24 protein-coding genes are annotated in these 25,323 nt (G+C 61.9%); 11 read left to right on the top strand and 13 right to left on the bottom strand.

Translation table 11 applies throughout. From position 1 onward, the window contains the following. Positions 1-39: 39 nt before the first annotated feature. The 3 genes from dnaN to ABEA23_RS03050 all read right to left on the bottom strand — a co-directional run bounded on the left by dnaN (position 40) and on the right by ABEA23_RS03050 (position 3,982). The gene (gene dnaN / locus ABEA23_RS03060) at positions 40-1,167 is read right to left on the bottom strand and encodes a DNA polymerase III subunit beta (RefSeq protein WP_345476601.1); all 1,128 of its coding nucleotides are present in this window, start codon (positions 1,165-1,167) and stop codon (positions 40-42) included. Between the two features lie 613 nt (positions 1,168-1,780). Next, entirely contained in the window at positions 1,781-3,316 is a 1,536-nt protein-coding gene (gene dnaA / locus ABEA23_RS03055; protein WP_425577094.1) for a chromosomal replication initiator protein DnaA, read from the bottom strand. A 111-nt stretch (positions 3,317-3,427) separates the two neighbouring features. Next, positions 3,428-3,982: a helix-turn-helix domain-containing protein gene (locus ABEA23_RS03050; protein WP_345476600.1), complete on the bottom strand. Its 555-nt coding sequence runs from the start codon at positions 3,980-3,982 to the stop codon at positions 3,428-3,430. Positions 3,983-4,037: 55 nt separating this feature from the next. On the opposite strand from ABEA23_RS03050, the gene ABEA23_RS03045 reads away from it, so the two are divergent. Then, on the top strand, positions 4,038-5,228 hold the full coding sequence (locus ABEA23_RS03045; RefSeq protein WP_345476599.1) for a benzoate/H(+) symporter BenE family transporter: 1,191 nt from the start codon (positions 4,038-4,040) through the stop codon (positions 5,226-5,228). A 75-nt stretch (positions 5,229-5,303) separates the two neighbouring features. Here ABEA23_RS03045 and ABEA23_RS03040 read toward each other — a convergent pair whose 3' ends face one another. Both ABEA23_RS03040 and ABEA23_RS03035 read right to left on the bottom strand, forming a co-directional pair. Further along, positions 5,304-6,020: a TVP38/TMEM64 family protein gene (locus tag ABEA23_RS03040; protein ID WP_345476598.1), complete on the bottom strand. Its 717-nt coding sequence runs from the start codon at positions 6,018-6,020 to the stop codon at positions 5,304-5,306. 10 nt (positions 6,021-6,030) lie between these two features. Then, positions 6,031-6,699, bottom strand: coding sequence for a TetR/AcrR family transcriptional regulator (locus tag ABEA23_RS03035; protein WP_345476597.1), 669 nt, complete (start codon positions 6,697-6,699; stop codon positions 6,031-6,033). A gap of 91 nt (positions 6,700-6,790) precedes the next feature. Between ABEA23_RS03035 and ABEA23_RS03030 the strand changes: the two genes are divergently transcribed. Continuing rightward, entirely contained in the window at positions 6,791-7,771 is a 981-nt protein-coding gene (locus tag ABEA23_RS03030; RefSeq protein ID WP_345476596.1) for an NAD(P)-dependent alcohol dehydrogenase, read from the top strand. Between the two features lie 50 nt (positions 7,772-7,821). On the opposite strand, the gene ABEA23_RS03025 is transcribed toward ABEA23_RS03030, so the two are convergent. The 3 genes from ABEA23_RS03025 to ABEA23_RS03015 are packed head-to-tail and all read right to left on the bottom strand — an operon-like array spanning position 7,822 to position 11,155. Then, entirely contained in the window at positions 7,822-9,486 is a 1,665-nt protein-coding gene (locus ABEA23_RS03025; RefSeq protein WP_345476595.1) for an ABC transporter permease, read from the bottom strand. Beyond that, a complete protein-coding gene (locus tag ABEA23_RS03020) occupies positions 9,486-10,424 on the bottom strand; it encodes an ATP-binding cassette domain-containing protein (RefSeq protein WP_345476594.1) in 939 nt (312 codons plus the stop codon). Before ABEA23_RS03020 ends, ABEA23_RS03025 begins: the two co-directional genes overlap by 1 nt. Continuing rightward, positions 10,421-11,155, bottom strand: coding sequence for a TetR/AcrR family transcriptional regulator (locus ABEA23_RS03015; protein WP_345476593.1), 735 nt, complete (start codon positions 11,153-11,155; stop codon positions 10,421-10,423). Before ABEA23_RS03015 ends, ABEA23_RS03020 begins: the two co-directional genes overlap by 4 nt. A 264-nt stretch (positions 11,156-11,419) precedes the next feature. On the opposite strand from ABEA23_RS03015, the gene rpmH reads away from it, so the two are divergent. From rpmH to ABEA23_RS02975, 8 genes are all read left to right on the top strand, one after another. Continuing rightward, positions 11,420-11,557: a 50S ribosomal protein L34 gene (rpmH, locus tag ABEA23_RS03010; RefSeq protein WP_081652699.1), complete on the top strand. Its 138-nt coding sequence runs from the start codon at positions 11,420-11,422 to the stop codon at positions 11,555-11,557. An 85-nt stretch (positions 11,558-11,642) separates the two neighbouring features. Next, complete coding sequence (gene rnpA, locus ABEA23_RS03005; RefSeq protein WP_345476591.1) at positions 11,643-12,071, top strand: ribonuclease P protein component; 429 nt, start codon at positions 11,643-11,645, stop codon at positions 12,069-12,071. Beyond that, complete coding sequence (gene yidD / locus ABEA23_RS03000) at positions 12,064-12,477, top strand: membrane protein insertion efficiency factor YidD (RefSeq protein ID WP_081652700.1); 414 nt, start codon at positions 12,064-12,066, stop codon at positions 12,475-12,477. The genes rnpA and yidD overlap by 8 nt, the downstream gene beginning before the upstream one ends. A gap of 124 nt (positions 12,478-12,601) precedes the next feature. Beyond that, on the top strand, positions 12,602-13,585 hold the full coding sequence (gene yidC, locus ABEA23_RS02995) for a membrane protein insertase YidC (protein ID WP_345476590.1): 984 nt from the start codon (positions 12,602-12,604) through the stop codon (positions 13,583-13,585). Further along, positions 13,582-14,157 (top strand): Jag family protein, encoded by a 576-nt coding sequence (locus ABEA23_RS02990; RefSeq protein WP_345476589.1) that lies wholly within the window; start codon positions 13,582-13,584, stop codon positions 14,155-14,157. The genes yidC and ABEA23_RS02990 overlap by 4 nt, the downstream gene beginning before the upstream one ends. After that, positions 14,154-14,831, top strand: coding sequence for a 16S rRNA (guanine(527)-N(7))-methyltransferase RsmG (gene rsmG / locus ABEA23_RS02985; RefSeq protein WP_345476588.1), 678 nt, complete (start codon positions 14,154-14,156; stop codon positions 14,829-14,831). Before ABEA23_RS02990 ends, rsmG begins: the two co-directional genes overlap by 4 nt. Before the next feature lie 111 nt (positions 14,832-14,942). Continuing rightward, on the top strand, positions 14,943-15,818 hold the full coding sequence (locus ABEA23_RS02980; RefSeq protein WP_425577100.1) for a ParA family protein: 876 nt from the start codon (positions 14,943-14,945) through the stop codon (positions 15,816-15,818). Positions 15,819-16,676: 858 nt separating this feature from the next. Then, positions 16,677-17,957 carry a ParB/RepB/Spo0J family partition protein gene (locus ABEA23_RS02975; RefSeq protein ID WP_345476587.1) on the top strand — a complete coding sequence of 427 codons (1,281 nt, stop codon included), beginning with the start codon at positions 16,677-16,679 and terminating at the stop codon, positions 17,955-17,957. A gap of 76 nt (positions 17,958-18,033) precedes the next feature. On the opposite strand, the gene trxA is transcribed toward ABEA23_RS02975, so the two are convergent. From trxA to ABEA23_RS02950, 5 genes are all read right to left on the bottom strand, one after another. After that, positions 18,034-18,360: a thioredoxin gene (trxA, locus tag ABEA23_RS02970; RefSeq protein ID WP_345476586.1), complete on the bottom strand. Its 327-nt coding sequence runs from the start codon at positions 18,358-18,360 to the stop codon at positions 18,034-18,036. A 48-nt stretch (positions 18,361-18,408) separates the two neighbouring features. Beyond that, a complete protein-coding gene (gene trxB, locus ABEA23_RS02965; RefSeq protein WP_345476585.1) occupies positions 18,409-19,398 on the bottom strand; it encodes a thioredoxin-disulfide reductase in 990 nt (329 codons plus the stop codon). Between the two features lie 128 nt (positions 19,399-19,526). Further along, positions 19,527-21,410 carry a hypothetical protein gene (locus tag ABEA23_RS02960; RefSeq protein ID WP_345476584.1) on the bottom strand — a complete coding sequence of 628 codons (1,884 nt, stop codon included), beginning with the start codon at positions 21,408-21,410 and terminating at the stop codon, positions 19,527-19,529. 41 nt (positions 21,411-21,451) lie between these two features. Then, positions 21,452-23,197 carry a murein biosynthesis integral membrane protein MurJ gene (murJ, locus tag ABEA23_RS02955; RefSeq protein ID WP_345476583.1) on the bottom strand — a complete coding sequence of 582 codons (1,746 nt, stop codon included), beginning with the start codon at positions 23,195-23,197 and terminating at the stop codon, positions 21,452-21,454. A gap of 24 nt (positions 23,198-23,221) precedes the next feature. Further along, positions 23,222-23,767, bottom strand: coding sequence for an NUDIX hydrolase (locus ABEA23_RS02950; protein ID WP_425577093.1), 546 nt, complete (start codon positions 23,765-23,767; stop codon positions 23,222-23,224). A gap of 85 nt (positions 23,768-23,852) precedes the next feature. Between ABEA23_RS02950 and ABEA23_RS02945 the strand changes: the two genes are divergently transcribed. After that, on the top strand, positions 23,853-25,283 hold the full coding sequence (locus tag ABEA23_RS02945; RefSeq protein WP_345476582.1) for a CCA tRNA nucleotidyltransferase: 1,431 nt from the start codon (positions 23,853-23,855) through the stop codon (positions 25,281-25,283). The last annotated feature ends 40 nt before the right edge of the window (positions 25,284-25,323 follow it).

The raw sequence follows: 25,323 nt of genomic DNA, 5'->3' as shown, positions 1-25,323 counted from the left end.
GATTCCCTTGTGGTTGCCGTTTCCGAGAAATCCCGCCGGTTACTGGCTGAGCAGACGAACTGGCATCAGCAGGTACCGGAAGTCGGTGGAGTGCTCGCCTTCGGCGTCCTTCTGGCCGGTGATCATGGCCGGTTTTGGCGCGGAGACGAAGGAGAACCGCAGGTGCTCGGTATCGATGACGTTCAGGCCCTCGTTCAGGTACGCGGGGTTGAAGCCCACTGTGATGGGTTCACCGCTGAGCTGGGCTTCAATGACTTCAGAGGCCGAGGCATTGTCATCTACTCCGGCGTCCAGGGTGACCCGGTTGTCCTCGCTGAACTGCAGGCGGACGTGCCCGTTGCGCTCAGAGACCAGCGAGACTCGACGTGCTGCCTCAATGAGTTCAGCAGTGTTGACCACTGCGTGAATCGGGGTCTCCTCCGGGAAGAGCTGCCGGATCTTGGGATAGTCACCATCGACCAACACGCTGGTGGTACGCCGGCCTCCGGAGGAGAAGCCCACCAGAGCATCATCTTCAGAAAGCGATATGGCCAGTTCGCCACCGCCAGCCAAGGACTTGGCGACGTCGTTGAGTGTCTTGGCTTTGATCAGCAGGGAAGTTGAGATATCCGGCTGATGCGGAGCCCAGTGAATTTCTCGCATGGCCAACCGGTAGCGGTCAGTGGCTAAGAAAGTGATGGTGTCACCTTCGAGCTCGAGTTTCACGGCCGTGAGGATCGGCAGGGTGTCATCCCTCGATGCCGCGGTGATGACCTGTGCGACGGCGCGAGCGAAGGCGGCGCCGTCCACGGTGCCGGCAACCTCAGGCTGGCTGGGAAGTTCGGGATATTCCCCCACCGGCATGGTCGCCAGGGCGAAGCGCGATGACTTACACGTCACCACAACTTTTGATTCCTCCAGTGAAAGGGTGACTGGAGCCTGGGGGAGTGCTTTGACGATGTCATTGAGGAGTCGGCCCGAGACCAGGACAGTGCCTTCGCTGGCGACGTCAGCTTCGATATGCAGCTGAGCTGAGACCTCGTAGTCAAAGCTGGAAATGGTGACTGTCTGGTTCTCAGCGGTGATCAGAAGACCAGAAAGAACAGGTGCCGGGGGTCGCGGGGACAGTGAACGGGCAGTCCAGGACACCGCCTCAGACAGGACGTCACGGTCAACGGTGAACTGCACAGTCACTCCCTTACAAGTTTCAATCGCGGCTTGCGTCTAGCGCATGAGCTTACCGGCACTGATGACCGCCACGCTAGCTGCTTACTACTAGATAAGCCGAAAACTCACCGCTTGACCACAAGATCTGGGTTTGGGCGCTGGTTGCGTGCGTGCGAGTGGCCCTCTTCGTTGCTTATGAGTTGTCGGTTAACAGGATCAGAAGTGTTAACAGGGGATGTGGATTCTGTGGAGAACTCGCTGTAGAGGCCTGATCTCACGGATGAACTTGTCAGTATCGGAGTGGAGATTCTCCGGTAAGGCTGTGAATTACACGGGGAGGATTTAGCCGCCCGAATTTTGCTCTTCCCCAGCCAGCGTTGAGTTATCCCCAGATGTACTCCACATCTTCATCGGGTTTTCCACTGTCTTTTCCACAGGTGTGGGAAGTGGTGTGGGATTTTTGCACCGGCGCCTGTGGATATGTGGGAAAAACTGTGGATTACGGTGATGTCAATCGCCCTGCATCGCGCTGGTGACGCGAAACTACATGCTTGTGAGCTGTGAATGACAATAATTCCCACACCTGTCAGGGACGAGCTTGCGCCTGAATCACAAAGTGTGCCAGTGGCAGGTTTCAGCGCTGCTGCTTGATTTTGTTGGTGAGTTCGGTCACCTGGTTAAAGACTGCGCGACGCTCGGCCATCAGCTCGCGGATCTTGCGTTCTGCGTAGATGACTGTGGTGTGGTCACGTCCCCCCAGTGCCTGACCGATTTTGGGCAGCGACATCTCCGTGAGCTCGCGCAGCAGGTACATGGCGATCTGACGTGCGGTGACAAGTGTCCGGTTGCGGGACTTGGAGGTCAGTTCCTCCACGGTGAAGGAGTAGTACTCGGCCGTGGCATTGATGATCTGCTCGGCAGTGATTTCCTGGGCGTGATCATCGGAGATCAGATCTCGCATGACCTGCTCGGCCAGCGGAAGGTCTACTTCCTGCTTGTTGAGGGCCGCATAGGCAGTAACGCGGATCAGCGCGCCTTCCAGCTCACGAATATTGGTGGAGATCTTCGAGCCGATGTACTCCAGGACATCGTCAGGGCAGGAGAAGTTCTCGGCATTGGCTTTCTTGCGCAGGATGGCAATGCGGGTTTCCAGCTCGGGGGGCTGAATATCGGTGATCAGCCCCCATTCGAAACGCGAACGCAGTCGTTCTTCGAATCCCGAGAGCTGTTTCGGCGGCAGGTCTGAGGTGATGACGACCTGCTTGTTGTTGTTGTAGAGGGTGTTGAAGGTATGGAAGAACTCCTCCACCGTGCGCTCTTTATCCGCCAGGAACTGGATGTCATCCAGCAGCAGGATGTCCACATTGCGGTAGAGGTGCTTGAAGCTCGCGCCCTCGTCGTCGCGGATGGAATTGATGAAGTCATTGGTGAACTCTTCGGAGTTCACATACCGCACCCGAATGCCCGAATAGAGGCGCTGGGCATAGTGGCCAATGGCATGGAGCAGGTGAGTCTTTCCCAGACCGGAGTCACCGTAGATGAACAGCGGGTTATAAGCCTTGGCCGGCGCTTCAGCCACCGCGTTTGCAGCTGCGTGGGCGAAGCGGTTTGAGGAGCCGATCACGAAGGTCTCGAAGGTATAGCGCGGGTTCAATCGCGAGGTTTCGTAGCTCTCAGTTCCGGAGGACCGCTGGGAGACAGCCGGTTCTGGGGCCGAGCGTACACCGGCGGCCTCGCGGCGCGGAGAGTACGACGGCGCGGGCTCGACTGGGGAGCCCGGGCTGGGTGCACTGGCGGCCGGTGGTACCGGAGGATAGCTGCGCTCAGGCGCGGGGGCGGCCGCACTGGGGGCCGAGGCCGCGGAGAGAGCCTCGCCCTCTTTCTGCTTCTTGGCCAGTTCCGGGTCAATGACATAGGCACAGAGCACGTCTTTGCCGAAGACAGTGCGCAGGGCGGTAGAAAGCTCATTCTGCAGGGTGGCCTGCATCAGCTCGCGGACCCGCTCATGAGGGACGGCGAGCAGAAGGGTGTCACCGATGAGCTGCTCGCTCTGCGGAACGGCGCGACCAATGTCGGTGAGTTTAAGCCCGGTGATGCCGTGATGCTCTCGCAGTTCGGTGAGAACCTGCTGCCATTTCACGGACACACTGGCATCGGACTCAGCAGGCACGCTGCTCCCCTCTGGAAAAAGATCTGGGATGGTGGAATGTTCCGCTCCAGTATTCCACAGCGTCTGTGGATAAGTCCCACTGTCTGTGGGAAACAATGGTGGGGCGGCCTCTTAGGCGCTGGGGTCCAATGGCGTGAGAATAGTCAGCACAGCGCGCGCGGTGGTGCTCAGCGCCTCATAACTGTGCTCGGTATCGGCCTGGAATGTCACGGATTCACCGGCATGGAGAGTCTGTGTAGCCGCCGTCGGGCCCACTTCTGCATGGCCTGAGGTGAGATACAGGTGCTCCGTAGTTCCCGCGGGATGTGCTGTGGAAAAGCGTTTCTCCCCAGCTGTGAGTGTTAGAAGAAACACTTCTTCGACTATCTGCTCGGCTGTCACTGTGCTGTGCAACAGTGTGGCCCGGATACCGGGGGAGGCGACTTCTGCCCGTGGCTGCTGTGAGCCCGCGTCGGGGAGCAGATGAGACAGCGGCACGCCCAGGGCATCAGCCAGGGAGTACAGCGTGGCAAGAGTGGGATTGCGCCGCCCCGCCTCGAGTTCGGACAGTGACCCTTTCCCGAGTCCTGCCTGTTTCGCCAGGTGGCTCAGCGAGTGGCCCTGGGCGAGGCGGGCTGCTTTCACGCGTTCTGCCACCAGGAGGCTGAAGGTACTGGAGGAGGACACAGCTTCAGCTTAAGCCGTGTTCTGTATACAGAACAATGAGGCTAGGGTTCTGTTTATGGAACGCCACCGTCTTATGGAACGCTACCGTCCGGCGTTGACCGGCATCACGATTGCCCTGGTGGGATTCGGCAGTTCTTTCGCAGTGGTTCTCACGGGGCTACAGGCCGTGGGGGCATCTGCTGGACAGGCTGCCTCGGGGCTCATCGTGCTCTGCCTGGCTCAAGCGGCGGGGATGATCTTTCTGGCCTATCGGTACCGACGTCCGCTGACGCTGGCATGGTCCACGCCGGGGGCAGCCTTGCTGGCCAGCACCGGCAGTGGCGGGTACGGCTGGTCCGAAGCAGTGGGGGCCTTCGTCGTCGTCGGACTCCTTATTCTTCTCACAGCGCTGTGGCCAGCCTTAGGGCGTGCCGTAGGTGCTGTGCCGGCTCCAGTTGCTCAGGCGATGCTGGCCGGGGTGCTCTTCTCGCTCTGTCTGGCCCCTGTGGAGGCGCTGTTCGGCGACCCGCTGTGGATTGCCCCGCTGGTGCTGATCTGGGTGGTGATGCAGCGGTGGCTGCCGGTCTTCTCTGCGCCGGTAGTTTTTGCTGCAGCGTTGCTGCTGATCGCCGTTGAACTGCCGTGGGGCTCGCAGATCAGCACCGCGACTCTGCTGCCGCGGCTGGAGTTTGTGCTGCCAGAATTCACCGGCGCTGCCATCGTGGGCCTGGCTCTGCCGTTGTATTTGGTGACCATGGCCTCCCAGAATGTCCCCGGAGCGGCGGTGATCTCCTCCTATGGCTATCGCGTGCCGTGGCGTGGGGCCCTGACCGTGACTGGACTAGGGACCGTGGCTGGGGCCGCGGCAGGCGGTCACGGGGTGAACCTGGCAGCGATCACTGCGGCTCTTGGGGCGGGAGAGGAAGCCCATCGGGATCCGGCGCAGCGCTGGCGGGCTACAGCGGTCGCCGGCTGGGTGTACGCGCTGCTGGCGCTATGTGCCTCTGCGCTGACAGTGATGGCTACTCACGCCCGCCCCGGACTCCTGGAGACCGTTGCCGGCCTGGCGCTGCTCTCCACGCTGGCGACGTCGGTGAGTGCCGCTACCTCAGAACCCGCGGCGCGGATCCCGGCTGCTGCGGCCTTCCTGGTGGCAGCTAGTGGGATCACCGCACTTGGCATCGGTGCGGCATTCTGGGCCCTGCTCGCGGGCTTGGTGTTGTGGTGGGTGTTCGTCCCGCGTGGGAGAGCAAGTGTGGCTGACTGACGTCAGTGCCCCTCTAGCTGAAGGCGCTGCGGGGCCTAGGAGGTGCCCACGGGTGCGCGGTGGTGCGCTGGACTATCAGTTCTCAAGGGTTGGGGAAGGGTTGGGGCTCGTTCGGCGGTCGCGTTTCCACCGCCGATAGGCGAGAACCGTGAGAACCCCGACGCCCGCCCAGCCCGCAGCCACGGCCAGAGCGGTGAAGATCGAAGGCTCAGCAATGAACGCGCCGATAGCCACCAGCGAGAACTGGCCCGGAATACAAGAGATCACGCTGGCCAGCAGGTAGGGAGTGTGATTCACCCCGAACGCGCCGGCCCCGTAGTTCACCGGCCAATACGGCAGACCCGGCATGAGCCGCAGGGTGGCTACTGCGTAGAATCCGGATTCCTGAAGATGACTCTCCACCGTGGGCCCGTGTCGGCCCAACAGTTTGCGCATGGTCTGTTTGCCCAGTCCGCGTGCCACCCAGTAGGCAATCCAACAGCCCAGCATGACTCCGGCAACAGAGAGCACTGTGCCTGAGACCAGGTTGAACAGCAGCCCTGCGGTGACGGCCATGATGGTGACTGGAATGGGGGTGGTGGCCACTACTGCATAGAGCAGTACAAAGGCGATCCACCCGATCCAGCCGAGCGCTTCGATCTGCTCCTGCAATTGGCGGCCTGAGGGCAGTTCCACGTTAAACACCACCCAGACCAGGCCCAGAACGACGACGCCCAACGTGACATTGCGTGCGACTGAAAGCCAGCGCTGACGTTCATCGTCCCCCGGGGTTGTTGTCTGGTCTTCTGCCACGTCGGCCACCTTACGGCGTCCTGATGCGGGAAAGCCCGTCCAAGATCAGGGTCACACCGAAATCGAACTCGTCACTGTAGCTGTACCCGGGTTTCAGCGCCTGCTCAACGGCCAGTTCGGTGAAATGCGGGAATTCATCCTTCGGCAGTTCGGCGAAAATACTCTCGGCGAGCTCGTCCAACTCCTCCGACGTCGTGAAAGGGAGCGCTGCTTCCTGCAGCACGAAACCGTAGACGTAGCTGTCCAGCACAGATATTGCATGGGCCGCCTGCGGAACGGTGAACCCATTGCCCCTGAGGCAGCCCAGCACGGCATCGTGGTGGCGCAGAGTTGCCGGGCCCGGATGCTTGCGGGAGTCCATGAGGCTCACCGCCCAGCGGTGGCGATTCAGAGTTTCTCGGGCGGACTCCGCATGGCGGCGCATGGATTCCCTCCACTCTGCCTCAGGGGCGGGCAGCCAGATCTCTGCGAACACGGCGTCCACCATGCCGTCGAGGAGCTGTTCGCGGTTGGCGACGTAGTGATAGAGCGACATCGCTTCCACGCCCAATGATGAGCCCAGGGCGCGCATGCTCACGCCCGAGGAGCCGTTCTGATCAGCCAGCTGCACAGCGGCGCTGATGATGCGATCCCGGCTGAGCGGTTTGCGGGCTCTGCGCTCGGTTTGCTGCGAGTTCATCAGGAGTTTCCTCAGGATTCGTTGACGGACTTACAGCGTAAGCGTACATTTACTTACACTGTAAGTCAGTGGGTGGGAAGAGGGGAACATCATGATGAAAGCAATGCTGCAAGAGGGCTACGGCAGCTCAGAGATGCTGAGACTTGTGGACCGTGTGATTCCTGAGCCCGGACCGGGCGAAGTCACTGTGGAAGTGGCAGCCGCTGGTCTTGATGCCGGATTGGTGCATCTGCTGGAGGGCAGGCCGTTCCCCGTGCGGCTGGCCATGCCGCTGCGGGGAGGTCGCGTACTGGGGCTTGATTGTGCCGGGACAGTTCACGCTGTAGGAGAGGGTGTCACAGACTATGCCGTCGGTGACAAGGTCTTCGGGGTCACAGTCACAGGGGATGGTGCATTAGCCGAAAACGCACGGGCTTCCACAGCCAAACTGGCTCCAAAGCCACGCGGGCTGTCCTTTATCGAGGCAGCGGCGATTCCGGTCTCGGCGACCACGGCACTTCGGGCAGTGCGCGATGCCGCAGGGGTTCAGAGCGGACAACGGGTGCTGGTACTCGGTGCCGCCGGCGGGGTAGGGCACTTTGCCGTGCAGATCGCCAAGAACCTGGGTGCTGAGGTCATCGGAGCCTGCAGCACAGGCAAGCTCCAGCTGGTCCGATCCATCGGCGCAGATCAGGTGATCGACTACACCACGGGGGACCCGCTGAAGGAAGGGCCATTCGATGCGATCATCGACACCGGAGGGCACCGGCGACTGCGTCAGCTGCGGCGAGCGCTACAGCCCACCGGTGCGTTGGTGCTAGTCGGTGCTGAACCCGAGGCGGCACCCTTAGGCGGGATGGGACGCAGTCTCGCGGCGGCTCTGCTGAACCCGTTCACCCGGCAGAAGCTCGTCATGCTGGCCTCATCCGAGGACCGTCAAGCGTTGCTGGATCTCACGGAACTGGTAGATCGCGGTGCGCTGCGCCCGGTCATCCACCGCACGGCGTCGCTGGAGGAGGCTCCGGAAGCGATCACCGGTCTCGGCCGGGGCAGCGGCACCGCGAAGACAGTGGTGGAACTTCAGCAGATCTAACGGAAAGCTCGATGGCCGTTTCGCTCCGCTGACCTCACATCCTGCTGACCTCACACCCGGTTGATCTCGCGGCGGCTGAAGCCCAGCAGGCCAACTGCCAAACCGGCCACACCGATGCCGGAGAGGACCAGCACCGGTGCCCACGCCAGATCCTCCACCGGGTACTGCGCCAGGTGACCGAACACGTTGAGTTCGTAGAACACGTCAGGAAGCTCCAGCAGCTGGCCGAAATTAGTCATTACCGCGGCATATCCGATGATCAGCCAGCCGATGATGCCAGCAGCACGCGGCAGCCAACCGAAGAGCGCGACGACGACGCCCAGCACGGCCAGCACTGCTGGCAGCTGATGGATGCTCGCCACCACCAGGTCCCCAAAGTAGCTACCGCGGTTTTCCTCCAGTACAGCGGAAGCGGCAGCACCCATGGCCACACCCACCAGCAGCAGAATCAGCACCAGACCAGCCAGCAGCACACCGAGGTGCGCTCCCAGCCAGGCAGTCCGGCTGATCGGTGCTGAGAGGGCAAGCTCAGCACGTCCACGGGTTTCTTCACCGCGCAGCTGCTGCAGCGCGCTCACCCCAGCAGCGGCTACGAAGATCGCCATGAACAGGCCCATATAGGCCAGATATCCCAGCATCATGGATTCACCACTGAAGATCATGGCGAACTCTTCGGGCAGATCATCGGCCGCGTCAACCAAGGCCTGGGCATAGGAGCCGAACATCAGCCCGCAGAGCACCAGCGCGATACCCCAGCCCCGCAGACCTCCCTTCAGCATGCGCGCCGCCATTCCCATGGGTGTCCCCAAGGAGCGCTTGGCTCGTCCGCGGCCAAGTCGTGCAGGCATCAGGCTGGCTTCCACATCACGTTTGGTGCTGAGCCAGATGCCCAGCCAGATGAGCACGGCTGCACCGGCTGCCAGCAGCAGCACCGGCCACCAGCGGTCCAGCACATAGGGCGCCGTCTGCTGAGACCACCCCAGTGGGGAGAACCAGGAGAGTGCACTACCACCGGCTTCGGCCATATCCCCGCCCATGCGGATCAGATACGACAACCCAATCAGTCCACCCGCCATAGCACTGGAACCTCTGGAGGACTCGCTTAGCTGGGCGCTGACTGCGGCTGCGCCTGTGAAGAACAAACCGCCGCCGACGCCGGTCGCGCCCACCAGCACAGAGCCCGCCGGGTCATAACCGGCCGCTAGGGCGCCCAGAACCACAAGCACGTTGGAGCCCAGCACTGCAGCTGCAGTAAGAATCAGTGCGGAGGTGAGTGTGGCATGACGGCCCACCACATTGGCGCGCACCAGCTCGGCACGCCCCGTCTGCTCCTCGGCGCGGGTATGCCGGACCACGGTGAACACGCTCATCAGCGCCACCATGATGTAAAGAAACAGGACATACCCAGCGGAGAAGAACCGCTCGAACGTCGGCTCGTCCATGCCGAACGCGGGCCCGGTCATCAGCCGGCCGACAGGGTCGGTGAACATGCCGGCCAGCTGCACAAGCTCGGACTCGTCCTCGGCGATCACCTGGATGGCATTGGCGAAGTAGAAGCCCATCAGTCCGATCCCAACGACCCACAGGGTGAGTCGGAGCCGGTCACGCCGCAGCATGAACCGCAGCAGCGTACCGGTCCCAGAAAGCGTGGCCTGACGGCTACGTGGTGAGGATGACTCGGGTAAGGACAGGCGAGGTGCCGTCGTCGTGCTCATCACGACACCTTCTTCGTCGTCTCATCAGCTACCCCGCGACTGCTGAGGTCATCGCCGTAGTGGCGCATCAACAGCTGTTCCAGGGTGGGCGGATGGGCCACGAGAGACCGGATTCCCAGCGGGGTCAGCCGATTCATCACGTCCTGGACATGATCGCCGTCGACTTCGAACACTGTGCGCTCGCCTTCGGTGCGCAGATGATGCACACCGGGAAGCTCGCTGAGGTTGTCCGCGGGCTGTGCCGTTTCCGCCTCAATGGTGGTGCGGGTCATATGCCGGAGCTCCGAAAGGGTGCCGGTCTCCACAATGTGGCCAGACCGGATGATGGAGATCCGGTCTGAGAGTGCCTCGACCTGCGCCAGAATGTGGCTGGAGAGCAGCACCGAGCGGCCCTGCGTCTTCGCCTCTGCGATGACCTGTTGAAATACCGCTTCCATGAGCGGGTCCAAGCCCGCTGTGGGTTCATCCAGGAGAAGCAGATCAACGTCAGCTGCCAGGGCCGAGATCAGCGCCACCTTCTGGCGGTTGCCCTTGGAGTATGTGCGGGTCTTCTTCCGCGGGTCCAGGTCAAAGCGCTCCACGAGCTCGTCACGGCGAGCGTGATCATAGGAACCCCGCAGCCGGAGGAACATGTCGATGACTTCGCCTCCAGTGAGGTTGGGCCACAGCTCCACATCGCCTGGGACATACGCCAGACGCTTGTGCAGATCCACGGCGTCACGCCACGGATCACGGCCGAAGATCCGCACCGTGCCCGAGTCAGGGCGTAATAAGCCCAGCAGCACCCGCATAGTGGTGGACTTGCCAGACCCATTGGGTCCCAGATACCCATGCACCTCACCGGGGGCGATACTGAGATTGAGGTTGTCCAGCGCTTTGACCGGGCCAAACTGTTTGACCACGTCCTGGGCTGAGATGACCGCAGCGTTCTCGCTCATCGGTCGGTCCTTTCATTCATGAGTTCCGCGAAGGCTTCAGCGTTCATCATCGGTTGGGTGTAGAGCTCAAGAACTGCGGCCATGTAGGCGTCCAGTCCGGCAGGATCCGGTTCGTCATCCAGCAGACTGACACCCAGGTGGCGTTCCATCTGTCGGTGCAGAATCAGCGAGCCGAAGGACTGCAGCAGGATGACTACTGCTCGATGCCGGGGGTTGCGGCTGGGGTAGACCAGGCCGAGTTCCTCCGCCTCACTGGTGTAGACCAGCGAATCCTCCACCAGCTGGTCGAATAGGGCGTCAATAGTCGCGCCGCCGTCCATGAACGCCCGGGTCAGGTACTTCACCAGGTGACGGTTGGCTGCAATGGCCTCATGAGCCACATTGCGCGGCATATGGCCGCGCCGAACCGATTCGGTCTTGGTGCGCCTGAACTGCTCTGCCACATAGGCATCACAGGCGGTGCGCAACCCGGCTTTGGAACTGAAGTGATGGATGACCAGCGGGGCAGATACTCCCGCCTTCAACGCCACGTCCTTGACGGTGACACGGTCAAACCCGTGTTCTCCATACAGATCAATGGCTCCGCAGAGGATCCTGGTTTTCGCCGAAGGATCCTGTCCCGATGGCGCAGAGGCATTCCCAGGGCCAGTGAGGTCCCGCGGCGCGGAGGGATCCTGAGGGCTGTTCCCTTGCCGGTCAGCACTGCGGGTGCCCCGGTAGCGATACACCACAGCTGCCTCCCTTCTATCCTTGAGCGCAGGACTGAACACGTGTTCAGCCGTTGATGCCGACGCTAGTTGAACGCCTATTCAATAGGCAATAGCCTGAATATCCGCGCTCCGGTGTTCAGTGGATACTCGCGAGGAAAGCGGCATGATTTGACGACACGCGGTATTTCCGCCTAGTGTTGACAGGTCGCCCTGGAGGTCTCTGCGCATCTATGCGCCGACCCCGGGCCTGAACAGACTTCACATCCATCTAATTGGGAGTACACAGTGAGCAAGCGGACTTTCCAGCCGAGCAACCGCCGTCGCGCCCGCAAGCACGGCTTCCGTTCTCGTATGCGCACCCGTGCCGGCCGGTCGATCATTTCGACGCGCCGCAGCCGGGGCCGCAAGGAACTCTCGGCCTGATAAGCGTACGACGACGGCCCGTCTCCGGAAGTACCGGGGCGGGCCGTTCGCGTACCTGGATCCGCCATGATCCGGTGAGGACACCATGCTGCCTGTAGAGCACCGCATCCGAACCCCCCGGGAGTTCGGCACCGTGATGAAGACCGGCACGCGCGCCGGGACACGCAGCGTCGTCGTCGTTCTGGTTCTCTCCCAGCAGCGCCCGGAGCATCACATAGCGCCATGGCGCTGCGGCTTCATTGTGTCCAAAGCGGTGGGCAATGCGGTGATCCGTCATCGCACCACGCGTCGGCTGCGACATATCGTCCGGGATCTGCTCCCCGAGTTCAGTGCCACCCTGCCTGCGGGGACTCGAATGGACGTCGTCGTGCGAGCTCTGGCAGCTTCGGCAGAACTCAACCATGAGCAGCTCAGCGCTGACGTGCGCAGCGGCGTCAAACGAGCGCTGCGCAAGGCCGGTGCCGCCGCTGAGCCGACTCCCCCGCAGTCAGAGACCGAGAACCGCCATGTGTGAGCAGCACAGCTGGCTGCGGCACAGTGATTATTATGTGCCCGACGGCGAAACCCCCGGTCTGCCAGGGCCTGTCCCCACTGCGGAGGAGCTGCGGCGCGGATACTGGCGGTGGCTGCGCAAGGCACCCGCCATGCCGCTGATCCTCTTCATCACCTTCTGGCGCAAGCTCATCTCCCCGCTGTACGGGCAGGTCTGCAGCTTCTACCCCAGCTGCTCGGCCTACGGTCTGGAGGCCGTGACCGTACACGGGCTGCTGCGAGGCAGTGCGCTGACTACCTGGCGGATTCTGCGCTGCAACCCTTGGACCGGTGGGGGGATCGACCACGTCCCGGTTTCACGCAGGATTTGGCCCGGACATGTTGTTCCACGGATCATAGAGACAAACCATCCACCAATGGATAAGTAAGGACGATCCGGCCGTGGTCGAGATGGACCCTCAGGTTCTTCGACTAGTCTGGTCTGGTCTTCCGCGCTCCATTGCGCCGGGCACACACCATGCATGACGCCCGGCCTGACTTTTTGAGAGATACATGGCTTTTCTTGACGCGATAATGTGGCCTTTCAGCTGGGCCGTCTCCTTCATCCTGAGCACCTTCCACGGAGTGCTTACCTTCCTGGGACTCGATACCGACTCCGGATGGAACTGGACTGTTTCCATCATCCTGCTGGTGCTGGTGGTCCGAGTCATTCTGATCCCGCTGTTCGTCCGGCAGATCAAGTCCCAGCGCGGTATGCAGATTGTCCAGCCGGAACTGCAGAAGCTGCAGGCCAAGTACAAGGGCAAGAAGGACCCGGTATCGCGTCAGCAGATGGTGGCCGAGCAGCAGGCGCTGTTCAAGAAGCACAAGGTCAACCCATTCATGACCTGTCTGCCCATTCTGGCGCAGATGCCGATCTTCTTCGCGCTGTTCTGGATGCTCAACCGCATCGGGCGCACCGACGGTGGATACCAGGTTGATGGCTACTATGCATTGAGCCCTGAGGAGGTCATCGGGTTCTCCAGCTCGGACATCTTCGGTGTGGGCATGTCCGACATTTTCCTGCTGGGCTTCAACGCAGAGCCCACCATGTGGAATGTGGTCATCCTGACCTCGGTGATGATCGTGGCGATGGTGGCCACCCAGTTCTTCACCCAGAAGCAGCTGATGAGCAAGAACATGTCCGAGGCGGCACTGACCGGACAGTTCGCCCAGACCCAGAAGATGATGCTCTACGTGTTGCCTCTGGTCTTCGTCATCGGCGGTGTGAACTTCCCCGTGGGCGTGTTGATCTACTGGACCGCCACCAACTTCTGGACTATGGGCCAGCAGTGGTGGGTCATCCGCAATAACCCCACCCCGGGGTCGCTGGCGGAGAAGGAGCTGAACCTGCGCCGGGCCGCCAAGGGCCTGCCCCCGGTCGGCGAAGAAGCCCGCAAGGCCCGCGAAGAAGCGGAAAAGCCCAAGGGCCAGCATCTGGGACGCGAAGCCCAGCCGAATCGTAAGAAGAAGAAAAAGAAAAAGGGACAGCGATGACAGAGACCACGAACCCCACCGAGGCTGAGCAGATCGTGGAAGAGGGCAACGAGACCGTGGCCCCTGAAGAGGCCCGTGTGGTGGAGAGCCAGCAGCACGACGACGCCGAGGACTCCGCTGACGAGGGCGACATCGCCGCTGACTACCTCGAGGAGCTCTTGGACATCGTTGATCTCGACGGCGACCTCGAGATCGAGATCCGCGGTGAACGTACGTTCATCTCCATCCAGGCCGAGGACGGCGGCGAAGAGCTTCAGGACCTGGTAGGCACCGAAGGCGAAGTGCTTGATGCCTTGCAGGAGCTGGCCCGTCTAGCGGTTCTCACCGCCACTGGTAATCGCACCCGCCTGGTTCTGGACATCAACGGACACCGTGCCAAGCGCAACGAAGAGCTCAAGGAGCTTGCAGACTCTGCCATCGCTGAAGCCAAGGAGCAGGGCGAAGAGGTGCACCTGGAGCCGATGAGCGCATTCGAGCGCAAGATCGTCCACGACTTTGTCGCCGACGCAGGTCTGGTCTCCGAGTCCGAGGGTGAGGGCAAGCGCCGTCACGTGGTGGTTTCAGCACGATGAGCGAACAGGCGGATCCCCAGAGGCCCGAAGAAGCAGAAGCGACGCCGCAGCTCACCGACAGTGAGCGCAATGCTGCGCAGACCCTCTTCGGGGACCGCCTGGCGCTTGCAGAGCGCTACGTCGAGCATCTGTGCACGACCGGCATCGAGCATGGTCTTTTGGGGCCCCGGGAGGTGCCCCGTATGTGGTCTCGGCACGTGCTCAACTGCGCCGTGCTGGGCACCGTGCTGGAAGCGGGTGTCAATGTTGCTGATGTGGGCTCAGGTGCAGGTCTGCCCGGGCTAGCGGTGGCGATTGCCCGCCCCGATATCGAGATGACACTCATCGAGCCTATGGAGCGCCGGGTGGACTGGCTCTCGGCCGTCATCGCTGACCTCGGACTCGATAACGTCCAGGTCATTCGGGCACGGGCTGAGGAGGTCACCGACGAGGTAATGGCAGATGTGGTCACCGCACGTGCTGTGTCAGCTCTTAAGAAGCTGATACCCCTGACGGTTCCCCTGCTCGATGACGACGGCCAGTTGCTGCTCCTTAAAGGTCGCTCAGCGGGCGAGGAGATTGAGGCGGCGTCGAAGGTTATTAAGAAGCACCGGCTCCGGACGCCCGAGGTCCTCGCACTGGGTGCTGACCTGCTGGAAGAACCCACCACCGTGGTGCGTGCTCGCCGTCGTTAGTTTCCACCTCAGCGGTCTCGCTTAGACTGCTGTGTGCCGCCGTATAGAGGAGGACCTGTGACCGAGCAGAATTCCGTGACCCAGACGCAGGAGTCAGCAGGAAGTGACCCGTTGTCTGACTCACCCCTTGCCGCGCAGCTCGCCGATGAGCAGCGACGCCGTCGACAGCTCTCTGAGCTGAAGCTGGAGCGCCCAGCAGAGACGCGTGTGATCACAGTATCCAACCAAAAGGGCGGGGTGGGGAAGACCACCTCCACGGTGAACCTTGCGGCTGCTCTGGCTGATCATGGCTTCAACGTTCTGGTCATCGACATCGACCCACAGGGCAATGCCTCCACAGCACTAGGTGTCCCCCATTCAGCCGAGACGGACTCCATCTACGATGTGCTCATCGATGATCTGAGCTTTGCTGATGTGGTGGCCGACTGCCCGGATGTTGAGCGACTCTCCGTAGTACCGGCCACTATCCACCTGGCAGGAGCTGAGATTGAGCTTGTGTCCTTGGTGGCACGGGAGCAGCGGCTTCAGCGGGCACTGGAGGAGTATCAGCGGTACCGCGAGACAGAGGGCCTCGATCGTCTCGACTACGTCTTCATCGACTGCCCTCCCAGCCTGGGCCTCCTGACAGTCAATGCTTTTGTTGCCGCCAAGGAGGTGCTCATTCCGATTCAGTGCGAGTATTACGCACTGGAGGGACTGAGTCAGCTGCTGAACAACATCCGGATGATCCAGAAGCACCTGAATCCGGTACTCCGAGTCTCCACGATCCTGCTGACCATGTACGATGCACGCACCAATTTGGCTGCGCAGGTGGTTGATGAGGTCAAGGATCATTTCCCGAATGAAGTGCTCGAGGCCAAGATCCCGCGCAGCGTGCGTATTGCTGAAGCGCCTAGCTATCAGCAGAGTGTGATCTCCTACGACCGGTCCTCAACGGGGGCCCTGGCATATCTCGAAGCAGCCGCCGAGATCGTTCGCCGCAGCTAGCCTAAGCTCGGGTAGTGTCCCACGGGGCACTCGCCGGGGTAGGGACTCTGACCCGTGGCCCACCGGTGTTTCACGTGAAACGACAAAGTTCTTGACGTGATGGTCGCAGATTTTTGCTGCCGACTATTGGTGTAGTTGACCGGTGAATGTCTGGGTGCGTCGGGCACAACGCTGTGGATGAACAGGGCAGCGGGCCCGTTTCACGTGAAACGACACCCCAACGCGACTGCGGTTGCTCCCCCATGACGCCGCGGACGTTTCCTGTGTATTCTCTCTTACTCTGTGATCAAGATGATCCACAGGTTCTGGGGGCCAGGCTGAGGCCGTTCCACGTGAAACACTGCGAGTGCCGGACCTGGGAGGCTCCTACTAATACGTTGCTCACGTATTGCGTATCATCGCCAGTCTCGGACCACGCGTGCGCGAAGAATGGTGCGCGGCAAACGAGCGTACACGACGTTTCACGTGAAACGACCGGTGGGTAGGCACGACAGGACGTGCCCAGCACTGGGTGTCCCTGCCAGTGACGACGACGTCCAGGCATCTGCATTCGCCAGGACTCGATGCGGGTCGACAGGCTTCTTGTTTGACGGGCACGCGCGGGACCCGAGAGACGGGCACGTCTGGGGGCCTGTTATGTCCGCCGGGCTGCACCAAACCTGATCGGACGACGTTTCACGTGAAACCAGGCCTAAGTCTGCCGTCGTCGGCAGAAGAGGGCAGCAGGCGAGCCGACGGATGTAGCGAACTACCGACAGCCTTGCGAACTAGCACCTTGAGTCGGGCATGAACGTATAGTCGTCGTGTTCAGGCAAGGCGCCTAAAATTGCTCATGTCAGCACAGCACTGGAGGAAATGATGGCAGAGCGTAAACGCCGGGGTCTTGGTCGCGGCCTGGGAGCACTAATCAACAGCGACGTCGAAGAGGATCAGCCCGTGACCGGAGCAGCTGCCCAGGTAGTTCCCGCGGTGGAGCCAGAGATTCCAGCTGAACCCGTTTCACGTGAAACGTCGGAGCAATCGGCCGCGCCTGAACGTCCTATCGATGTCTTTTTCTCCGCGAAGTCGCATCTGGCCACGCAGCGAGTCACCCGCGACACTCCCCAGCGCAGTGCAGAATCGCGGCCTTCGACTACGCCGAGGCGGGGGAGCGGCGCTAAACGCGCAGAAATGCCAGACGTACTGGGGTCACGCGGAGCCAAGAGCACCGCGGGTGGACGGCACCGGGCGGCTGAACGACGTGAGGCTGAGCGACGTGAGGCCGCGGCTCCCAATGAGGAGCAGAAGGCCACATCGGAGAACCCGGCCGCTGTTTCACGTGAAACACGCTCCCCTGCAGACGCAGAATTTATCGAGCTTCCGGTCACGAGCATCCAGCCCAACCCGCGTCAGCCTCGCGAGGTCTTCAACGAAGAGGATATGGCGGAGCTCATTCATTCTGTGCGTGAGATTGGAGTCCTCCAGCCCATTGTCGTCCGCCGCGCAGGTGAAAGCAGCTATGAGCTCATTATGGGTGAACGGCGCTGGCGAGCTAGCCAGGAGGCAGGAAGGGACACCATTCCTGCGGTTGTTCGTCACACCAATGACGAGGACCTGTTGCGTGATGCTCTGTTGGAGAATATCCACCGGTCACAGCTCAACCCGCTCGAGGAGGCGGCGGCATATCAGCAGCTCCTCGAGGATTTCAGTATCAGTCAAGAAGAGCTGGCCAAGCGGATCGGGCGTTCGCGCCCGCAAATCTCGAATACGCTGCGCCTGATGCGTCTACCGGCCAGCGTGCAGCGGCGCGTAGCGGCAGGTGTACTGAGCTCCGGGCACGCCCGGGCAGTACTGAGTCTGGAGAGTGAAGAACAGATGGAGACGCTCGCAGCGCGGATTGTGGCTGAAGGGCTATCCGTCCGCGGTGCCGAGGAAGCCGCCGGGATGATGAAGCGGGATACGGGGACCGTTCCACGTGAAACACCTCGGTTACCGAGTCCTCGGCTGCAGCAGCTTGATGAATATGCGGAAGCACTGACCGACCGGCTCGATACACAGGTCAAGATCAGCCTGGGAGCGAAGAAGGGGCGCATCGCCATCGACTTCGCTTCCATCGACGACCTCAACCGCATTATGGACGTGCTCAGCAGCAGTAAATAGCCGCAATGGCATAAAGGAAGCCCGGGTGATGATCCTAGAGATCATTACCCGGGCTTCCTTTATGGAACAGGCGATGCTATGCCAACAGGTCTGAGAACTCCTGCTCGAGGGCCGGCTTAGGCTTGGCACCGATGGAGGTATGCACGTGCTGGCCGTCCTTGAACGCGAATACGGCCGGGATGGACGTGATGCCGAACTTCGCCGCAATGGCTGGGTTCTCGTCCACGTTCACCTTCACTACTTCAATTCTTTCTTCGTGCTCAACGGCAAGCTCTTCCAGGATGGGAGAGAGCGCACGGCAGGGGCCGCACCATTCAGCCCAGAAATCGACCAGAACTGGTTTGTCTGACTTCAGGACATCGTCCTCGAAGCTTGCATCGGTGACACTCTTCAACTGAGACATAGTGTCAGTCCTTCCTTGTGCGGATAGTTGTTCTTGTCTTGGTCTGCTTCAGGCAGGTTGAACTGCCAGCTGATCCTCGGCGGCATCTGAGGAGGCCGTAGCCCCTAACCAGTGCTCCACGTCGATTGCCGCAGCACAGCCTGAGCCGGCGGCAGTAATAGCTTGGCGGTACGTGGGGTCAAGGACATCACCAGCAGCAAAAACACCCGGCAGCGAGGTCTTGGAGCTGCGTCCGTCCACCCATACTGTGCCGTCTTCAGTTAGCTGCAGTTGGTCCTTGAAGAGATCCACTCTAGGGTCATGACCAATGGCTACGAACAGACCTGTCACGTCCAAAGTGGAGGCAGCCCCTGTCACGGTGTTCCGCAGGGCGAGCTGATTGACCTTGCCCTCCCCGTGTACTTCCGTGACCTCGGAGTTCCAGATGAACTCGATCTTCTCATTGGCCTTGGCGCGATCTGCCATGATCTGGGAGGCGCGGAGTTCTTCACGGCGATGGATGACATAGACTTTTGAGGCGAACTTAGTGAGGAAGAGGGCTTCTTCCATAGCGGAGTCACCGCCTCCCACTACGGCGATCTCCTGCTCGCGGAAGAAGAAGCCATCACAGGTGGCACACCAGCTCACGCCATGCCCGGAGAGTGCCTTCTCGCCAGGGACACCAAGCTCACGGTAGGCCGAACCGGTGGCCAGGATGACGGCCCGGCTATGCAGCACTGCGCCCGAGCCGAGGGTGATCTCCTTGATGGGCTGGTCCAGTTTCACGGCGGTAGCATCCTCGTGGCGAATATCAGCGCCGAAGCGACGTGCCTGGGCTTCCATATTCATCATCAGGTCAGGCCCTATCACGCCTTCGGGAAACCCGGGAAAGTTCTCTACCTCAGTGGTGTTCATCAGCTCGCCGCCAGCGGTCACCGAGCCGGCCAAAACAATGGGGTTCAGATTCGCGCGGGCCGTATAGACGGCCGCTGTGTAGCCGGCTGGGCCGGAACCGATGATGACCACATCATGGACCTGATCGGGGGTCTGCTCAGTCACTGAAGGTATGTCCTCACGCTTGAATGGTGGTTTCGCGGCACCTCGCGAGACTTAAGTATCAGCGCGAGGTGAGGTATCTGCATTGGTCAACGTACCCCGACAGAGGGGTATTCCTGCCAGGACAGCGGCTACGAGACGTCGATTTCGCCCAGCTGCAGGCGGAACGGCATGCCCGCCACAGTCGGAGTGACCTCTTGCGGCAGTTCAGTGATCTGAATGATCACAAAGGCCGCTTCGGTGGGTTCAGTGCTGACAGAGGCCTGCTGGTCGCTGAAGTCGCCTGTGCCGATCGAGCTCGCACCGCTGATGCTGGCCGAGTCGCTCAGCAGTACCTCAAAGGAGCCGCCTTCATACTCACCCTGGGCCTGGACAGTCACCTCAGAGACCTGTGCCGGCTCTTCCAGCTCCAGCACTACGTTCATTGCCGAAGCGAAGCCGCCGAAGTTCGCAGTAGCGAAGGATTGCGTGGCCCAGGCGGAGTCAGCAGAGCCGTCGATCAGGTTCGACAGCTGCCCATCGGCTGCTGCGTTCAACCCCGGCGATTCCGGCACTTCCCGAGTCACGGTGGCAACTGCTGGTGCCGGTCCTGTCTCCTCAGGGCTTGGTTCCGTTTCACCTGTCTCAGCGGCTGCGGCATCATCGTCCGCCGTCTGCTCAGGTGTTGGCTCCTGCTGCTCCTGAGTCTGCTCGGGAGCAGCAGGAGCCGCATCTGGCTCGTTCCCGGAGCGCAGGGCCAAGAAAATCACCACTGCCGCGGCCAGCACTACGGCAGCAAGCACGGCTGCGGCGATCCATCCTCCAAGAGCTGGCTTCTGTTCCGCTTCAGCGTCTGCAGCAGGTGCCAGCGCCGTCTCGCGATCCGGTGAGTCGCCGGCGGGGAAAGGACTTCTGGTGGCTGCCGGCACTGCGCTGATCAGGCCGGTAAAACTGCCGGGACGTTCGCCATGCGGTGCGGGGGCATGATCAGGATAGGATTCAGCGGCCGGCGTCGAAGCGGGTTCACCGAACTCAGGCGCGGTACGTCGGTCATACGAGGGTTCGGGGGACTCCGGCGGGTTATCGATGACCTCTTCACCCTCGGCGATGATCTGATCCACCTTGGTTGGCTGCTGCTGCGCAGCAAGGGGGCCCACAGAGACTGTGGAGATCGCGGCCGAAGGATCACGTTCAGTGACCGGCCCATAGGACTCCTCGGGCGCATAATCAGCATCCGAATCATCGGTCTCAGCCACGGAACTCTCCGGGCCAGAGTCGACCGGCGCGGGAGGACCTGCAGCTTCAAAGTCTTCAGCAGGAAGCACGCTACGGGCAGCTTCGATGGTCTCCTGCGTATCAGCCGAAGGATCAGCAGCTACCTCGGCAAGATCGGAATGCAGACCAAAGGCACCGCCGCCGGGCTCCACCCCCAGGGCCTGCCCAGCGGCCTCAACAGCATTCTGCAGATCAGCTGGCTGACCCGCTCTGGCCGCGCTTTCAGCGTCCTGGTCCTCCTGCGAGGCAGCCTTCACCTTATCCAGGAAGGCAGGACGACGGCGGGCAAAGCGGCCAGCAGGCTGTGAGGTCTCTTGAGCCGGATCCAGACCGGCCTGCAGCTGAGCGTAGTACTCGGCGTCGTCGTCGTAGGTCTGGGGCTCCATCTCCCGGGACTGGCCAAAAAGCTCAGAGCCCAGGGAATCAGTGAAATACGGCTCAACATACGGGGCAGCATCCGGGACGACCAGGTCCAGCAGCTGGTTGGGATCCACCAGCGAAGAGATCAGGTAGGTACGCTCCTGAGCCAACCCCAGATCCAGCACCTGGACCTCAGAGGAGCGCTCACCGGTGGCGAGCTCCTTAGCTGAGGTGGCCACTTGCTTGGCATTGGAACGGGCGGCCAGCAGGACACTGACCTCGCGGTCCAGTACCTCATCAGTGGCTTGGAAGACGACGTCCTGGTCCGCTGACGTCACCACATGATGGGTGATCCGGTAGCGCCCGCCCACCACATCTCCGACGCCGAACGGCTGCGCCACTGATCCTCCTCCAACAGGTCGACGAAAAGCTTGGGACAAGACTACCCGGCCAGGCGCTTGAGGGCGGGAACACGGCGCGACAGCGGCTCCATGAACTGGGAGAACTCCCGGACCCTCATGGCACGCAGGGTCGCCACAAACACCACAGCCATCACCGTGCCGGTGACCGCGCAGCTGATGATCGCAGTGATGATGGAGTTCCAGGCGAAGCCGAAGCTGTAGCCGCCCAACAGCCAGAGCGCCCCAGCCCCTACCGCGCCGGCGGCGGCAGCAGCGAATCCAGAACGGGTATAGGCAGCCAGCACTCCCGGCATGTCGAAGCTGCCCCAGCGGCGCACCACCAGCACATGGCAGATCACGTACTGCAGCAGGTGCAGTCCGGAGAATACGCCGACCACCAGGTAGGGCACGTGCTGGTTATCGACCACCAGAGCTGCCCCATAGGCCGTGGAGAGCCCGACGACGGCCGCTGTGGTGAACACCCACATAGGAGTCTTGGCGTCCTCAGCCGCATAGAAGGCGCGCAGCAGATAAAAGGCCGCCGAGCGGAACGGCATGCCCAAGGCCAGAATGACCAGCAGCTGGCCGATGGCGGCGCCGGCCAAATGCGCGTCCTCGCCGGCTCCGGAGAAAATGCGGCCCAGTGGACCGGAGAGCACCAGAACTGCGGCCATGCAAAACGTCACCGGGATGGCGAAGATCCTCAAGCCCTCATTGATCAACTCGCGGGCTCGAGGCGTGTCACCTTCGTGCATGGAATGCGACAGCTGATTGAACAGCACGGTGGCAATGGAGAGCACAAAGACCGAATGCGGCAGGATGGCGATGAGTTCAGCGACATTGGCGGCATACTCGCCCGGCACCCGGGCGCCCTCTGCCCCCATCTGTTCGCGAGCCGCCGTCGCTCCGGAAATCAGCCGCAGGTAGAGCAAATTCGCGACGTTGCCGATCAGCATGGTGAGCAGAGTCCAGCCCGCGACTGTGCCGGTCTGCCGCAGGCCCATGCCGCGCAGCCCGAACTTTGGCCGCAGCTTGATGCGGAGCTTGGACAGCGGCCACAGCAGCAGCAAGGCCTGGGCAATGATGCCGACCGTATGACCTGCGGCCAACCAGATGGTCTGCTGCGTGGTCCACTCCGCCAGCTGATCACCGCCGGCCGAATGCGCGCTGAAGGTCCAGATGAAGCTGACGATCACCCCGATGACGATCAGGTTGTTCAGCACCGGAGCCCACATGTACCAGCCGAAGCGAGCATTGGCATTGAGCACCTGGCCGGTGACCGCATAGAGCCCGTAGAAGAAGATCTGCGGCAATGTCCACAGCGCAAAAGCGGTGCCCAGAGTCAGCATCTCCGGGCTCCAGTCGAGGGTGAGCACCCGGATGATCGGATACGCCGCCAGGGTGATGAGCACCGTGAAACCAGCCAGCACCAGTACGGTCAGGGTCAGCAGCCGAGAGGTATAGTCTGCGCCGCGGTCCGGCTGTTTGGCGGCTTTGATCAGCTGCGGGACAAGCACCACATTGAACATCCCACCGGCCAGCAGCAGGTAGATGATGTTCGGGATGCTGTTGGCCTTCTCAAAGACGTCGGCGATCACCGTGGTGGAGCCGATGGCCACAGCAAGCAGGGCCGTCCGGATGAAGCCCAGCACACGGGAGACCAGGGTGCCAGCGGCCATCAGCGCACTGGCTGCGGCCATACCCTCCTTGGGCATATGCGCTGGCGGAGCCGAGGCCGGCTGTGCGCTGCCGTGGCGGGGTCGGTACGGGGAAGGTTGGGGGGACATCAGTTGAGGACTATAGACCAGTGGTCATAAAGAATCGTGGATGACCTGTTTGGCCACGTTGACGATCCGCCGCTCATTCGGGAAGGAAAGCGTGCGGTCGAGATCATCAAGATTGACCCAGGCCACATCGACTGCCTCATGGTCCGGGTCCTTCTCAATAGTCAGCTCCCCGCCGGTGGCTTCCAACAGGAAGTGATGGACCGTCTTGTGCACCCGGTGGGTGGGAACGGTGAACCAGTACTCGATGCTGCCCAGGGAGGTCAGGATGGAACCGGCGATACCGGTCTCCTCCTCCACCTCGCGCACTGCGGCCTGCTCATAGGTCTCATTGCCCTCCGGGTGCCCCTTGGGCAGACACCACTCAAGGCGGCCTCCGCGGTTATAGCGGGCGATGATCGCGGCGTCGAAACCACGCCGGGCAGGGCGCAGCACAACACCTCCGGCGCTGACCTCCTCCACGGTGGGAAGGTGCCCGTTCTGGCGGGAATGCGGCACTGCAGGCGCACGCCGGTTGCCCATTGACACTGTCAATGGGGTCCGTCGTTCACCTCCAGTTTCCGCCCTGGTCATGATTACTACCTTAAAGGGTGGATTCCGCAGCGCAGACGCCAGCGCCCTGCTGGAAAGCATCCGGTATGGGAAACTGATTGGCGCTATGGTTTCTCTTCCCCACGGTTTTCCCGCGCATGCGTGGCTGCCCGACGTCGTCGTCGAGCTCGGTGAGGTCTTCGCCGCCGCCGGACACGACCTCTCCTTAGTCGGTGGTCCCGTCCGCGACCTCTTTTTAGGCCGCACCTCCCCTGATCTGGACTTCACCACCGACGCCACCCCGGACCACATTCTGGCCGCAGTAGATGGATGGGCGGATGCGCACTGGGACATCGGCCGGGCCTTCGGGACCATTGGTCTGCGGAAGGGAAACCAGACCCTGGAGGTCACCACCTACCGGGCCGAGGCCTACGACCCGTCCTCCCGCAAACCTGAGGTGCGCTTCGGCGACAACTTAGAAGATGACCTGGTGCGCCGGGACTTCACCGTCAATGCCATGGCGCTGCGGCTTCCCAGCTTCGAGCTGGTGGACCCCCACGGTGGCGTGCGGGATCTCCACGCCAAGCTGCTGCGCACCCCGGCCACTCCGCAGGAGAGCTTCTCGGATGATCCGCTGCGGATGATGCGCGCTGCGCGTTTCGCCGCGCAGCTGGGGCTCGACGTCGCCCCGGAGGTGCAGCAGGCCATGACCGCCATGGCCCCGCGACTGGAGATCGTCTCTGCTGAACGTGTGCGCGAAGAGCTGGTCAAGCTCATCTGCGGCGCCCACCCCCGGGCGGGCGTGGACTTAATGGTGGAGACCGGGCTGGCCGATATTGTGCTGCCGGAGATCCCCGCACTGAAGCTCACCGCCGATGAGCATCACCGCCACAAAGACGTCTACCAGCACTCGCTGCAGGTCCTTGAGCAGGCCTGCGACTTAGAAACCGACGACGAGGGCCCGGTGCCGCGCCCGGACTTCGTGCTGCGCTTTGCCGCGCTGATGCATGATGTGGGCAAGCCCAAGACCCGGCGTTTCGAGCCCGGCGGAGCAGTCAGCTTCCGGCACCACGACGTCGTGGGCGCGAAGCTGACCCGCAAGCGCATGCAGGCGCTGAAGTTCGACAAGGACACCATCAAGGCTGTCACTCATCTGGTGGAGCTGCATATGCGCTTCTACGGCTATGGCGAACAGGAGTGGACCGATTCTGCGGTGCGCCGCTATGTCACCGATGCCGGGGATCAGCTGCAGCGGCTGCACAGGCTGACCCGCTCTGATGTGACCACCCGCAATAAGCGCAAAGCCGCTCGGCTGGATCACGCCTATGACGATCTCGAGGCCCGCATCGCGGAGCTCGCTGAGAAGGAGGAGCTGGCCAAGATCCGCCCGCACCTGGACGGCGAGCAGATCATGGCGGTGCTGGGCATTGCTCCGGGTCCGGCTGTGGGCAAGGCCTATAAGTTCCTGCTGGAGCATCGCATGGAGCACGGGCCGGTGGCCGAGGAGCAAGCCGTGCAGCTGCTGAAGGACTGGGCGGCCGAGCAAGGCATCAGCTGAGCCTTCAAGCTGCCTCGCCCGCAGGTCTCGGTGCATGCCG

The sequence above is a fragment of the Nesterenkonia rhizosphaerae genome, from assembly GCF_039544555.1.
Taxonomy (GTDB): Bacteria; Actinomycetota; Actinomycetes; order Actinomycetales; family Micrococcaceae; genus Nesterenkonia; species Nesterenkonia rhizosphaerae.
Note: the sequence above shows the minus strand (reverse complement) of the source record. Positions and strands in the feature narration are given on the sequence as shown.